The sequence below is a fragment of the Bordetella genomosp. 1 genome (genome assembly GCF_002261335.1).
Lineage (GTDB): Bacteria > Pseudomonadota > Gammaproteobacteria > Burkholderiales > Burkholderiaceae_B > Bordetella.
Genome location: NZ_NEVL01000003.1, coordinates 1829016 through 1842049, shown reverse-complemented (window position 1 = coordinate 1842049; position 13034 = coordinate 1829016). Strand labels below are relative to the sequence as shown.

General features: G+C 70.9%; 10 protein-coding genes. 2 read left to right on the top strand and 8 right to left on the bottom strand.

The window, feature by feature from the left end; translation table 11 throughout:
- Window positions 1-3 precede the first annotated feature (3 nt).
- From CEG14_RS16760 to CEG14_RS16745, 4 genes are all read right to left on the bottom strand, one after another.
- Window positions 4-1542 carry a xylose ABC transporter ATP-binding protein gene (locus CEG14_RS16760; RefSeq protein WP_094827597.1) on the bottom strand — a complete coding sequence of 513 codons (1539 nt, stop codon included), beginning with the start codon at window positions 1540-1542 and terminating at the stop codon, window positions 4-6.
- A gap of 14 nt (window positions 1543-1556) precedes the next feature.
- Window positions 1557-2573 (bottom strand): D-xylose ABC transporter substrate-binding protein, encoded by a 1017-nt coding sequence (gene xylF / locus CEG14_RS16755; protein WP_094827428.1) that lies wholly within the window; start codon window positions 2571-2573, stop codon window positions 1557-1559.
- Between the two features lie 208 nt (window positions 2574-2781).
- A complete protein-coding gene (locus CEG14_RS16750; RefSeq protein WP_094827427.1) occupies window positions 2782-3840 on the bottom strand; it encodes an alcohol dehydrogenase in 1059 nt (352 codons plus the stop codon).
- Between the two features lie 29 nt (window positions 3841-3869).
- A complete protein-coding gene (locus tag CEG14_RS16745; RefSeq protein WP_094827426.1) occupies window positions 3870-5129 on the bottom strand; it encodes an ABC transporter substrate-binding protein in 1260 nt (419 codons plus the stop codon).
- A 233-nt stretch (window positions 5130-5362) separates the two neighbouring features.
- Here CEG14_RS16745 and CEG14_RS16740 point away from each other — a divergent pair, with 233 nt between their 5' ends.
- The gene (locus CEG14_RS16740) at window positions 5363-6259 is read left to right on the top strand and encodes a LysR family transcriptional regulator (RefSeq protein WP_255032408.1); all 897 of its coding nucleotides are present in this window, start codon (window positions 5363-5365) and stop codon (window positions 6257-6259) included.
- A 22-nt stretch (window positions 6260-6281) separates the two neighbouring features.
- Here CEG14_RS16740 and CEG14_RS16735 read toward each other — a convergent pair whose 3' ends face one another.
- Both CEG14_RS16735 and CEG14_RS16730 read right to left on the bottom strand, forming a co-directional pair.
- Window positions 6282-7316 carry an acyl-CoA dehydrogenase family protein gene (locus CEG14_RS16735; protein WP_094827424.1) on the bottom strand — a complete coding sequence of 345 codons (1035 nt, stop codon included), beginning with the start codon at window positions 7314-7316 and terminating at the stop codon, window positions 6282-6284.
- 14 nt (window positions 7317-7330) lie between these two features.
- Window positions 7331-8476, bottom strand: a complete 1146-nt coding sequence (locus CEG14_RS16730; protein ID WP_094827423.1) for an acyl-CoA dehydrogenase family protein — start codon at window positions 8474-8476, stop codon at window positions 7331-7333.
- A 172-nt stretch (window positions 8477-8648) separates the two neighbouring features.
- Here CEG14_RS16730 and bktB point away from each other — a divergent pair, with 172 nt between their 5' ends.
- Window positions 8649-9830 (top strand): beta-ketothiolase BktB, encoded by a 1182-nt coding sequence (bktB, locus tag CEG14_RS16725; protein WP_094827596.1) that lies wholly within the window; start codon window positions 8649-8651, stop codon window positions 9828-9830.
- A gap of 18 nt (window positions 9831-9848) precedes the next feature.
- Here the strand turns inward: bktB and CEG14_RS16720 are convergent, their stop codons facing one another.
- On the bottom strand, window positions 9849-11387 hold the full coding sequence (locus CEG14_RS16720) for a winged helix-turn-helix domain-containing protein (protein WP_094827422.1): 1539 nt from the start codon (window positions 11385-11387) through the stop codon (window positions 9849-9851).
- 24 nt (window positions 11388-11411) lie between these two features.
- Entirely contained in the window at window positions 11412-13001 is a 1590-nt protein-coding gene (locus CEG14_RS16715) for a gamma-glutamyltransferase (RefSeq protein ID WP_094827421.1), read from the bottom strand.
- Window positions 13002-13034: the final 33 nt, after the last annotated feature.

Genomic DNA, 13034 nt, shown 5'->3' with positions numbered 1-13034 from the left:
CGTTCACTGCGAGTCGGAGAGCAGGGCGCTGGCCAGCACGCGTTCCTGGGTGAGGCCCTGGATGGGGAAGTCGCCGGTGAGGCGGCCGGCGTTCATGACCAGCACCCGGTCGCTCATGCCGAGGATCTCGGGCAGCTCGGACGACACCATCACGATGGCGACGCCGGCATCGGCCAGGTCGAAGATCATCTTGTAGATGTCGTACTTGGCGCCGATGTCGACGCCGCGCGTGGGTTCGTCGAGGATCAGCACGCGCGGCCGTTCGAGCGCCATCTTGGCCAGCACCACCTTCTGCTGGTTGCCGCCGGACAGGCCGGCGACCGGCAGCGCGGGGCTGGCCGTCTTGATGCGCAGCCGCGCGATCTCGCGCCGCACCGCGGCCAGCTCGGCGTCGCCATCGATGCGCAGCGGGCCGGCGTAGTCGTCGAGGCTGGCGAGCGTGATGTTCGCGGCCACGCTCATGAGCGGCACGATGCCGTGGCGCTTGCGGTCTTCGGGCACGAGACAGATGCCGTGCGCGATGGCGTCGGCGGGCGAGCCGATGCGCACCGGCTCGCCGTCGACCAGGACGCGGGCGACGCTGCGGCCGGCATAGGCGCCGTAGATCGCGGAGACGAGCTCGGTGCGGCCCGCGCCGACCAGGCCGGCGATGCCGAGGATCTCGCCGGCCCGGACCTGCAGCCCGACGTCGTCGACCCGCTTGCGCTGCGGATTGGTGACGTCCCAGCAGCTCACGCCGCGCGCCTCGAGCACGACGGCGCCCGGCGCGCGTTCGGTGCGCGGAAAGCGCGACTCGAGCGCGCGGCCCACCATCAGCCCGATGATGCCGTTTTCGTCGAGCTCGGCCGCCGGCCGGGTGGCGATCAGCTGGCCGTCGCGGATCACGGTGATGGTGTCGCACACGCGCTTGACCTCGTCGAGCTTGTGCGAGATGTAGATACAGGCGACGCCGGCGCGCGTGAGGTCGTGGATGATGGACAGCAGCACGTCGATCTCCTTGGCGCTGAGCGAGGAGGTGGGCTCGTCGAAGATCAGCAGGCGGGCCCGTTTGTTGAGCGCCTTGGCGATCTCGAACAGCTGCTGGTGGCCATTGCCGTAGTTCATGACCGGCGCGGCCACGTTGACATCGGTGAGCTTGAGCCGCGCCAGCAGCTCGGCCGCGTGCCGGTGCATGGCGGGGTAGTCCATGCGGCCGCCGGACAGGCGCAGCTCGTTGCCGAGGAAGATGTTTTCGGTGACGCTCAGCTGCTGCACCAGCATCAGCTCCTGGTGCAGGATCACGATGCCGGCGCGTTCGCTGTCGCGGGGCGAGCGCGCGTGCAGCTCGCGCCCTTCCCAGAGGATGGTGCCCTCGTAGCTGCCGTGCGGATAGACCCCGGAGAGCACCTTCATCAGCGTGGACTTGCCCGCGCCGTTTTCGCCGCACAGGCCCAGGCATTCGCCGGGCCGCACGCTCAGGCTGACGCCCGACAGCGCGCGCACGCCGGAGAATGCCTTGACGATGTCATGCATCTCGAAGAGCGGCCGCGCGTGGGCCTGCATACCCTGGCTCACGATCATTTGCCCTGGATCTGCCCGGCCGTGAAGAAGCCCTCCTTCACGAGCAGGTCGATGTTTTCGCGGTTGATCTGCACCGGCGTGAGCATGATCGACTCGACCTCGCCCTTGCCGTTGTCGAGCCGGGTGTTGAAGGCCGGCTGCCGGCCCTGCACCAGGTCGACCGCCATCTTCGCCGCCGCGCCGGCGAGCGTCTTGAGCGACTTGTAGATCGTCATGGTCTGCGTGCCGGCCGAGATGCGGCGCACGGCGGCGAGGTCGGCATCCTGGCCCGACACCGCCACCTTGCCCGCGAGCTTTTGGCTCGCCAGCGCCTGGATCGCGCCGCCCGCGGTGCCGTCGTTGGCGGCGACGATGGCCTGGATGTCGTTGTCGTGCGCATTGAGCGCGTTTTCGACGATGGTCTGGGCCTTGGACGGATCCCACTCGGGCGTCCATTGGTCGCCCACGATGCGGATGTCGCCCTTGTCGACCAGCGGCTTGAGCACCTTCATCTGGCCTTCGTGCAGCAGCCGGGAGTTGTTGTCGGTGGGCGCGCCGCCGAGCAGGAAGTAATGGCCCTTGGGCACGACGTCGACCAGGGCCTGCGCCTGCAATTCGCCGATCTTGACGGCGTCGTACAGCACATAGCCGTCGAGCGGGGCGTCGAGGATCAGGCGGTCGTAGGCGACGACCTTGATGCCGGCGCGGTGCGCCTTGGCGATCACGTTGCCCAGCACCTTGGAGTTGAACGGCACGATCACGAGCGCATCGACGCCCTGCGCGATCAGGTTTTCGATCTGGGCGATCTGGCGCGACTCGCTGGCGTTGGCCGACTGCACGTTGACCTTGGCGCCCAGCTGCTTTGCCGCCGCCACGAAGTAGTCGCGGTCGCGGGTCCAGCGCTCGACGCGGAGGTCGTCGATCGAGAACCCGATCACCGGCGCCTGCTTGCTGGCGTGGGCGGCCTGGCCGGCGGACAGGATGGCGGGCAGCGCGATGGCGCAGGCCAGCAGTTGGCGCAGGATGGGGGGCATGGTCGTCTCCTGTTGCCGCGCGGGCCGGCAGGCCGTGGCGGCTCGTTGTTCTTGTCCGGCGGATGCCGGTGAAAGGCAGTCTCTGCAAACCTGACAGCGCTGGCAATTGCGGGGCGCGGGTTATAGGACGGCCGTTGTGTTTGCCGCCGCGCAAAAGAAAAGCCCGCGCCGGGTGGCGCGGGCTCGGTGGCCGCGGGGCCGTGCAGGATCAGGTGGTGAGGACCGCGCGGCCGACCACCTTGCCGGCCACGAGCGACGCCAGCACGCTGTCGGCCTCGTCGAGCGGATAGCGGTGCACCGGAATCGGCTTGACCTTGCCCTCGCGCACCAGCGCCATCAGCTCGCGCAGCTCCTGCAGATTGCCCACATAGCTGCCGATGATGGAGATGGCCTTCATGGGGATGAGCGCGAGCGGCCAGGTGGCGCCGCCGCCGAACAGGCCCACGATGACGAGCTTGCCGCCCTTGATCAGCGTGTCGAACGCGGTGCCGGTGGTGGCCGGGGCCCCGACCAGATCGATCGCGGCCTGCAGCGGCTTGCCGCCGGCGGCCTGGATGATCTGCTGCGCCGCGTCGGGCGCCGCGCCGTCGATCGCGGCGATCGCGCCGGCCTTGAGCGCGGCCTCGCGCTTGGCCGGATCGATGTCGACCACGATCGCGCCCTTGCCGCCGAGCGCGCGCAGGATCTCCACCGCCATCAGGCCGAGGCCGCCCGCGCCGAAGATCACGATGGGATGGTCGCGCAACGTGGCCTCGCCGATCTTGCGCAGCGCGGAATAGGTGGTGAGGCCGGAGCAGGCATAGGGCGCGATGGTGGCGGGGTCGAGATCGCCGATGTCGATCAGATAGCGCGCATCGGGCACCAGCAGATAGTCGGCGTAGCCGCCCGGGCGATACACGCCGAGATAGCGCGGCGCGGTGCAGTGGTTTTCGTTGCCGGCCTGGCAGGCGGGGCAGGCGTTGCAGCCGATCCAGGGGTAGACCAGGTAGTTGCGGCCCTGCCGGATGGTGCCGGCGTCGGGGCCGATCTCCGTGGCGGTGCCGACGGTTTCGTGGCCCAGGGTGAGCGGCAGCACGACGCCGCGGTCCTTCAGCGACAGGCGCTTGCCCTGGCCGAGGTCGTAGCCGCCCTCCCAGAGATGGATGTCGCTATGGCAGACGCCGGCGGCGCGGACCTGCACCAGCACCTGCGCGCCCTCGACCCGGGGCAAGGGCTGTTCCATCCGCTGCAGCGGTTGGTGGAAGTCGACCACGCAATAGCATTTCATGTCTTGCTCCTCCGTTTTTCTTTTGGAATTCACTTGCGCACCAGCGGGCATTCGGAGTCGGCCAGCGAAACGAACACCTTGTCTCCGGGCACGCTGGACAGAATACGATAGAAGTCGCTGGGATACTTGGACTCGGCCGGCTTTTTCACTTCGACCAGATACAGGTCCATGATGACCCGGCCATCCTCGGGCCGCACGCGCGCGTTCTTGATGAGCCGGGTCGTCACCGGCAGTTCGCGCATCTTGCGGTTGACCGCCTCGGCGTCGAAGGTGCCGGCGGCCTGCACGGCCTGCAGATAGTGCGTGGTGGACACGTAGCTGAGCGCCTGCACGATGGAGGGCGCGCGGGTGAAGCCGGTCTCCTGCTGCCAGCGTTTGGTCCAGGCGCGCGTGTCGTCGTCGGCATCCCAGTAGAAGCCGGTGGGGAAGGTGAGCCCCTGCGCCACGGGCAGGCCCATCGCCGCGATGTCGTTGATGAAGGTGAGGAAGGTGAGCATGCGCTGCTGCTTGCCGGTCATGCCGAACTCCTGCGCCTGCTTGATCAGGTTGACCAGGTCGCCGCCGGCGCTCGCCAGCCCCACCACCTGGGCCTGCGACGACTGCGCCTGCAGGATGAACGAGGCGAAATCGGTGGCGCCCAGCGGATGGCGCGCGCTGCCCAGCACCTTGCCGCCGGCCTGCTCGACGAAGCGGCTGGCATTGGCCTCGAGCGACTTGCCGAAGACATAGTCGGTGGTGATGAAGTACCAGTTCTTGCCGCCCTGGTCGACCACGCCGCGCACCACCGCGTTGGCGAGCGCGTAGGTGTCGGGGGCCCATTGCGTGCTGATGGTGGAGCACTGCTTGCCGCTGAAGTCGCTGGCGAAGCCGCCGCTGATGAGCGCCACGCCCTTCTTCTCTTTCGCCACGTTGGCGGCGGCCAGGCCCGTCGAGCTCGCGCCGCCGTCCACCACCGCGACCAGGTTCTGCGTGTCGAACCAGCGCCGCACCACGGCGGAAGCCACGTCGGCCTTGTTCTGCGTGTCGGCGCCGATCACCTCGATGCGCTTGCCCAGCACCTGGCCGCCGAAATCCTTCACGGCCAGCCGCGTGGCGATCTCGGAGCCCAGGCCGCCGAGATCGGAATAGATGCCGCTGCGGTCGTTCGAGACGCCGATGCGCACCACGTCGCCGGCGGGTTGCGCCGCGAGCGGCGCGGCGAGCGCGAGTCCGGCCAGCAGCGCGCCGAGGCGGGTGGCAAAAGGTACGGTGATCGAACGGAAAACGACGCGTCGGTGTTGCTTGCCCATCTGTGTCTCCCCCGGCCGTCTGGCGGCCTGATCGGAATGCTGTGTATAGGTATGGATGGCGGCGCACGGGCGCCGGTGCGGCAAGAGGTTGCGCGGGAATGGCGGGATGGCGGCGGTGGTCTCCTGTGGCTGCCCGGCGGCGCCGGGTGGGTGGACGTGGCCGATGCTAACGGCGGGTCCGCGTACCGTCTAATATGGCTTTCGTATTGCGTGATACGGGAATTGATATGGCCATGGATTTGCGTCAGCTGCGGCAGTTGGTGACCATCGCCGAACTGGGCAGCTATCGCCGCGCCGCCGAGGCGCTGCATATTGCCCAACCGGCGCTGTCGGTATCGATCCAGAAGCTCGAGCATCTGGTGGGCGTGCAATTGCTCGAACGCGGGGCGCGCGGCGTGACCCTGACCGCGGCCGGACAGGCCTTGATCGCCGATGCGCGGCGCGCGCTCTACCATGCCGACCAGGCCCGCCAGGCGGCGCGCCGCGTGGCGCTGGGCGAGTGGGGCACGCTCAGGCTGGGCTTCGTGGGGTCGGCCACCTACATGCTGCTGCCGCGTCTGTTGCCGGCGTTCCGCGCGCGGTGTCCGGAGGTGGCGCTCGAGTTGCGTGAAGACAGCACGGTCGGCCTGCTGGCGATGTTGCGCGGCAACGAGATCGATGCCGCGCTGGTGCGCGGGCCGGTGAGCGACGACGCGGCGCTGTCGTGCTGGGCCATCGAACGCGACGACCTGATCCTGGCGGTGCCCGCGGGCCACGCGCTGGCGCAGGGCGCGGCGGTGCCGCTGGCGTCGGCGCGCGGCGAATCCTTCGTGGTGTATTCGCCGGTCAAGGTGCCGGGCCTGTACGGCGTCACGCAGGCGCTGTGCCGCAGCGCGGGCTTCACGCCGCGCATCGGGCAGGAGGCCATCCAGGTGCAGACGCTGGTGAGCCTGGTGGCGAGCGGCATGGGCGTGGCGCTGGTGCCCGGCGTGGCGCGGGCCTATTCCAATCCGCACGTGGTCTTCGTGCCGCTGACCGACCCGCAGGCGCGGGGCGCGCTGGCGCTGTCGCTCGTCACGCATCGCGAGGGCGCCAACGCCGCGGTGACGCGGCTGCGCGATTGCATGGCGCCGGTGCAGGCGGTGGCCTGACCGGCGCGCCGCGGGCGCCCCATCAGGCGATGGCCTCGCCGCACAGGGCCCGCACGCGATCCAGCACGCTGGCTCGCCCCTGCATGGCCCAGGCGCCCACGCGCGCGTGCCAGAACGACTCCGTGCCCACGGCCAGGCGCAGGTCGCGCAGCAGCCGTGTGTACAGGCCGAGCTCGTGTTCCTCCGTGACGCCGATCGCGCCGTGTACCGCATGCGCGATGTCGCAGACCGGGGCGATGGCCTCGCAGGTGCGGGCGCGGGCCAACGCCGCGGCCTCGGGCCGCGGCCAGGGCGTGTCTTCCTGCAAGGCCAGCATGGCGGCCGCGCGCGCCGCCCAGACCTGTTCGGCCATTACCGCCAGCTGCTGCTGGATCGCCTGGAAGCGGCCGATCGGCTTGCCGAATTGCTGGCGCGTGTTGGCGTGATCCAGGCTCAGGTGCAGGATGCGCAGCGCCAGCCCTGCGGCGACGGCGGCGTGCGCGCAGGCCGACAGGTCGACCAGGGCGGGGGCACCGGCTGCGGCCTGGATGCGCGTGCCCGTGCCCGCGGGCCAGGTCGCGCTGGCCGCGAGGCTGCCGTGCGCGCCTCCCGGCTCGATGTGCGCCAGCGCGGCGGGCAGCAACCAGACCTCGCCGCCGAGTTGCGCCAGGACATGATCGGCGCTGCGCAGCCAGGGCACGCGGGCGCCGACCACGCCGCCGTCGTTGCGGCCGCAACCGAACGGGGCGATGGCGATGCTGCCGGCGACGGGCGCGGCGCCGGCCTGCTGCAGCCACGCGCGCGCGAACAGCGTGTCCGCAATGGGATAGGGCACGGCGTGATAGCCCGCGCTCAACAGGGTGGAGGCGAGGTCGCGCAGCGCCAGGCCGGCGCCGCCGGCGGACTCCGGCACCAGGGCGTCCGCCGTGCCGCTGTCGGCGCAGGCCTGCCAGGCGCGCGCGGGGCGCTGGCCGGCGAGCGCGGCGCGCAGCACGGCCGGCGTGCAGGCGTCGGCGAACAGCCGGGATGCGGCGGCGCCAAGCAGATCGTCTTCGGCATACAGCTGCGGGTCGTGCATCAGGGTCTCCTGGTTCAGCGCAGGTCCAGGCCGCGGGCGATGATGCCGCGCAGGATCTCGCGCGTGCCGCCGCGCAGCGAAAAGGTGGGGCTCACCTGGTCCAGGTAGGCCAGCGTGCGCCACAGGCTGCCGTCCAGGGCGACCTGGGGGCGGGCGCCCAGCGCGTCGCCGATCCAGGCCGGCACGCGCTGCTCGAATTCGGTGCCCAGATCCTTCACCAGCGCGGCCTCGATGGCGGGGCTCTCGCCGCGCGCCAGCCGGCCCGCGACCGCGAGCGACAGCGCGCGCAGCGTGGCCAGTTGCGTGAGCAACTTTCCGGTGAGGACATCGTCGGCGGGGTCGGGCGCGGCGCGGCACAGATCGAGCCAGCATTGCACCAGGGCGATGCTGGAATAGAGGCGCTCGGGGCCGCTGCGCTCGAACGCCAGTTCGGCGTTGACCTGCGCCCAGCCCTGGCCCTCGGCGCCGATCAGCGCGTCGGGGCCCAGCCTCACGCCATCGAAGAAGACCTCGGCGAAGTGGGCGTCGCCGGCGATGTCCTGGATGGGCCGGATGGTGACGCCCGGCGCCTTCAGGTCCACGATCACCTGCGACAGGCCGGCGTGACGGTCGGCGGCGCTGCCGCGGGTGCGCACCAGCGCGATCATGTAGTGCGCGTGCTGCGCGTTGGTGGTCCAGATCTTGGCGCCGTCCAGGATCCAGCCCGCGCCCTCGGGGCGCGCGCGGCTGCGGATGCTGGCGAGGTCTGAGCCCGAGTCCGGCTCGCTCATGCCGATGCAGAAGAAGGCCTCGGCGCGGCAGATGCGCGGCAGGTAGAAGGCGCGCTGCGTTTCGCTGCCGTACTTGAGGATCAGCGGGCCGCTCTGCCGGTCGGCGATCCAGTGCGCCGACACCGGCGCGCCCGCCGCCAGCAGTTCCTCCGACAGCACGAAGCGCGCGAAGTGGCCGCGCTCGGCGCCGCCATACGCGTGCGGCAGCGTCAGGCCGAGCCAGCCGCGTTCGGCCAGCGCGCGGCTGAAGTCCGCGTCGAATCCCATCCACGAGCGCGCGCGGGTCTCGGGCGCCAGGCCCGCCAGGGCCTGGTCGAGAAAGGCGCGCACCTCGCCGCGCAGGGCCTGGTCGGCGGCGGGGATGACGGCGGGGTCCAGGACTTCGATCATGGCGCTCCAGCGGGATGGGGATTGGTCCGAAGACTATCCCGCGTGCCTGGCCGCGCTGTCTAATATTTTTTATTTGTGCGCCGATACCGCCGCGCTATGGCGGGCCGGGCGGACGCGGGCCGGGGGTATGATGGTCCGCGATATTCCGGCATCGATCATCGAGGAGAACACCATGAATGACGTAGTCGTAGTGGCAGGCGTGCGGACCGCCATCGGCGATTTCGGCGGCGCGCTGAAAGATGTGCCGCCCATCGACCTGGGCGCAACCGTGATCCGCGAGGCGCTCGCGCGCGCGCAGGTCGCGGGCGACGAGGTGGGCCACGTTGCCGTGGGCCACGTGATCAACACCGAGCCGCGCGACATGTACCTGTCGCGCGTGGCCGCGATGAACGCCGGCATCGGCAAGAACACGCCCGCCTTCAACGTGAATCGCCTGTGCGGTTCGGGCCTGCAGGCCATCGTGTCGGCGGCGCAGACCATCCTGCTGGGCGACGCCCGCATCGCGGTGGCCGCCGGCGCTGAGAGCATGAGCCGCGCGCCCTACATCGCGCCGGCGCAGCGCTGGGGCGCGCGCATGGGCGACAGCGCCATGATCGACATGATGACCGGCGCGCTGTCCGATCCGTTCGGCCGCATGCACATGGGCGTGACGGCCGAGAACGTGGCCGCGCGCTTCGACATCAGCCGCGCCGACCAGGATACGCTGGCGGCCGAGTCGCACCGCCGCGCGCACGCGGCCATCGAGGCCGGCCATTTCCGCGAGCAGATCGTGCCGGTGCGCATCAAGACGCGCAAGGGCGAGGTGGTGTTCGAGCGCGACGAGCACGTGCGCGGCGACGTCACCGCCGACCAGCTCGCGGGCCTGAAGCCGGTATTCCAGAAGGAAAACGGCACGGTCACGGCCGGCAATGCCTCGGGCCTGAACGACGGCGCCGGCGCGGTGGTGCTGATGAGCGCCGAAGAGGCCGCCCGCCGAGGCGCCAAGCCGCTGGCGCGCCTGGTGGCCTACGCCCACGCCGGCGTCGACCCCGAGATCATGGGCATCGGCCCGGTGCCCGCCACGCAGGCGGTGCTCAAGCGCGCCGGCCTGAGCGTGCAGGATCTCGACGTGATCGAGGCCAACGAGGCGTTCGCGGCGCAGGCCTGCGCCGTGTCGCGCGAGCTCGGGTTCGATCCGGCCAAGGTCAACCCGAACGGCAGCGGCATCAGCCTGGGCCACCCGATCGGCGCCACCGGCGCCATCATCACGGTGAAGGCGCTGCACGAGCTGCAACGCGTGCAGGGCCGCTATGCCCTGGTCACGATGTGCATCGGCGGCGGGCAGGGCATCGCCGCGATCTTCGAGCGCGTGTGAGGCAGGGCGGCGCGGGGCCTAGCGGCCCAGCGCCGCGATCACGGCGTCGGGCGCCACGGCCTTGCCGAAGTGGCGTTCGAAATGGCTGTAGGCACCGATCAGCACGTTGCGGCGGTGCTCCGGCATGACGAAGTGCCGGGCATACACGGTGTGGGCATAGTGCATCAGGCGGCTCGCCTGGTCGGCATCGAGCGTGCCCAGCACCGCCTGCAGGTCGGGCGCCAGCGCGCTGGGCGCGGCCGGCGCGAGGAATAGGCCGATCTGCAGCCGGGTGAGGGGCTTGGTTTGGTAGAGCTGCGCGCTGGCGGCCTCCAGCCGCGCACGCTCGCCGCTGGCCAGCAGCGCGATGCACTTCATCACCATGAGGCTGACGCGAAACTCGGAGCCCGGCTCCGACAGCGCGATGCCCTGGTCATAGAGCGCCACGGCCTCGTCGATGCGGCCGGCGTGCATGCGCATCGGCGCCAGCGTCGCAAAGGCGGCCGCGAAGGCCGCGCTGCGCTCGAAGGTGTCCTGGGCCAGGCGCTCGGCCAGCGCCGCGTGGCCCCGGCCGACGAAGCACAGCGCGCGCGCCACCGCCAGCACCATCATCGGGTCGTCCTGCACCCGCGGCAGCGCGGCCAGCACCAGGGTTTCGATCGTTTCTTCCTGCTGCCCCCAGTCGGTGCCGGGCTCGGTGCCACCGGCCAGGATCATGCGGCTCATCAGCGCCAGCGCCTGCATCACGGCCAGGCGTGGATCGTCCGGACGGGCCGCCCGCTCCTGCGCAATGCGGGCCTCGTTGGCGCGCCAGGTTTCGGCCGAGTCGGTCAGCATCAGGGCGGTTTCGTGCATGCGCAGGTCGAGCGGGCGTTCGGTGGGCGTGGCGTGCGCCTGGTCCAGCGCCCCGTGCTGCCACATCGCGTGCAGCACCTCGCGCGCCAGCCCGTCGAGGGCGTCGGCGGCACGGGGCAGCGCCAGCGTGCTGCGGAAGGTGCGCACGATCTGCCGGCTGGGCCGATGCCGCAGCACCAGCGCCAGGTGTTCGCGCGGCTGCGCCGTATCCTGGTGGCTACTGGTTTCGAGCGTGTAGCGCGCCTGGTCCAGCAGCGCCTCGCAGGACGCCGGGCTCGCGCCGCCGTTCAGGCATGCGATGCCGGCATGGCCCCGGCTCTCGGCCTGCAGATGCGCGGACAGCCGGCGCGGCAGGTCGGCGTTGCCGCCATGATTCGGGCCGACCACCAGCAGCGGCCGCGCGTCGAGCGCCGGCGAGGTCGCGGCGGCCGCGATCCAGTAATAGCCTTCGCCGTACTGGGTCGCGATGAAGCGCGGGGTGCGCGCCGAGTCGCGCAGCTTGTTGCGCAGGCGGTTGACGACGAAATCCACATTGCGTTCGCTCGCCTCGCCGCCATCCTGCGCCAGCGCGTCGGCCAGCGCGGCGCGCGTGAGCAGGTGCGGCGCGCGCTCGGCCAGGCGCTGCAGCAGCGCGCGCTCCTTGCGCGTGAAGCGGATCAGCGCGCCGTCGTCGCTGTGCGCGGCCAGCCAATCCGGTTCGAAAACCAGGTCGTGATATCGCATGCGAACTCCGGATCTGCGCGGGGCTCAGGCAGGCGGCCAGCTCGCGTGTTCTTCGAGCGCCGTGTCGCCCCAGGGCGACATGATCTCGGTGCAGCCCTGGTTGCCGCCTTCGTCGCGCAGCACGCCGGCCGGGCAGGCGTAGGCATACGGATAGCAGGTGCGGGTGGCCAGCGCGTGCGGGAAGCGCTCGGCGAGGGCGGCCTTGATCGCCGGCGAGAGCAGCGGATCGACCATGATGGTGTCGGTGCTGGCGTCGATGCGGGCGTGATGGAAGGCCTCTTCGAGCGTGTAGCCGTAGTCGACCAGGAACGACACCAGCTGCATCACCGCGGGCAGGATCTTGCGTCCGCCCGAGGCGCCGAGCGCGAAGGTGCGGCCCTCGTGCTGGCCCACCACCGGGCAGATGTTCATCAGGCAGCGCTTGTCGGGGCCGAGCGAGTTGGGTTTGCCGGGCTCGGGATCGAACCACATGATGCCGTTGTTGAGCAGCATGCCCGTGCCGGGCGACACCACGTGCGAGCCGAAGGCCGACAGCAGCGTCTGCGTGACCGCGCACATGTTGCCGTGGCGGTCGACCACGCTGAAATGCGTGGTGCACGCCGGCGCGCGCGGATCCTCGTTGTCGCCCATGCTGCCGAGCCGGTAGGCGTATTCGTCGCGCAGCACCTTGGCGTAGGCCAGGTAGGTGTCGGCATCGGGCTGGCCGCGCGGCGTGACGAGGCGCTCGAGATTGGCCAGGCAGCGCGCCAGGCTCGGGCCGGCGGTCATGTGGGGCGTGACGTGGATCGCGCCGCCGCGATAGGCCACGCGCTGCGGCTCGAACCACTCCGCGCGGTACGCGAGCAGATCGTGCAGGCTCAGGAAGCCGCCCTTGTCCTGCACGTCCTGGGCCAGCGTGGCGCCGATGTCGCCGCCATAGAAGCAGCTCGCGCCTTCCTCGGCCAGCTGCGCCAGCGTGAGGGCCTGCTGCGTGAGCGCGATGCGGTTGCCCGCGGCGTCGGTCCAGTTGCCGGCCTTGGGCCATTGGCCATCGTCGAGGAACATGCGCGCCGCGTCCGGGTCGCGCGCCAGCCAGCGCGCCGAGCCGGTGATCATCAGGGTGGTGTACCAGTCGAGCGGCAGGCCGGCCTCGGCCAGCGAGACGGCGGGTTGCAGCACTTCGCGCCAGGACAGCCTGCCGTACGCGCCATGGGCCTCGCTCATGCCGGCCACCATGCCCGGCACCGCCACGGCCTTGGCGCCGCGGCAGTTCAGGTCGTCGACCACGGCCGGCCACGGAAACAGATCGGCCGACACCTGCCCGCCGCCCGCCAGCGGGTAGGCCGCGGGGTCGAGCGCACCGGGCGAACGCATGCCGAAGTGCACGACGCGCGCGCGGTCTTCGTCGGCGCGATAGATCACCATCGCGCCGCCGCCCATCGGCCCGCTCATCCACGGCTCGGCCACGCCCGCGGCGAAGGCCGTGGCGACTGCCGCGTCCACCGCATCGCCACCGGCCGCCAGCACAGCCGCGCCGGCCTCGGCGGCCTTGCGGTGCTGCGAGGCGACCAGCCCGCCCGCGCTGCGCAGCACGGTCTTGCGTATGGTTTGCGTAGACGAAAAATTGTCGGACACGGCACACTCCTTTCGCATGGGACGTCGCCTGGG

What these genes read in the sequence shown, in the direction of transcription:
- CEG14_RS16750 (WP_094827427.1), bottom strand. Translation starts at nt 3,840, where the DNA reads ATGAAATGCTATTGCGTGGTCGACTTCCACCAACCGCTGCAGCGGATG.
- xylF (WP_094827428.1), bottom strand. Translation starts at nt 2,573, where the DNA reads ATGCCCCCCATCCTGCGCCAACTGCTGGCCTGCGCCATCGCGCTGCCC.
- bktB (WP_094827596.1), top strand. Translation starts at nt 8,649, where the DNA reads ATGAATGACGTAGTCGTAGTGGCAGGCGTGCGGACCGCCATCGGCGAT.
- CEG14_RS16720 (WP_094827422.1), bottom strand. Translation starts at nt 11,387, where the DNA reads ATGCGATATCACGACCTGGTTTTCGAACCGGATTGGCTGGCCGCGCAC.
- CEG14_RS16745 (WP_094827426.1), bottom strand. Translation starts at nt 5,129, where the DNA reads ATGGGCAAGCAACACCGACGCGTCGTTTTCCGTTCGATCACCGTACCT.
- CEG14_RS16735 (WP_094827424.1), bottom strand. Translation starts at nt 7,316, where the DNA reads ATGCACGACCCGCAGCTGTATGCCGAAGACGATCTGCTTGGCGCCGCC.
- CEG14_RS16760 (WP_094827597.1), bottom strand. Translation starts at nt 1,542, where the DNA reads ATGCAGGCCCACGCGCGGCCGCTCTTCGAGATGCATGACATCGTCAAG.
- CEG14_RS16740 (WP_255032408.1), top strand. Translation starts at nt 5,363, where the DNA reads ATGGATTTGCGTCAGCTGCGGCAGTTGGTGACCATCGCCGAACTGGGC.
- CEG14_RS16730 (WP_094827423.1), bottom strand. Translation starts at nt 8,476, where the DNA reads ATGATCGAAGTCCTGGACCCCGCCGTCATCCCCGCCGCCGACCAGGCC.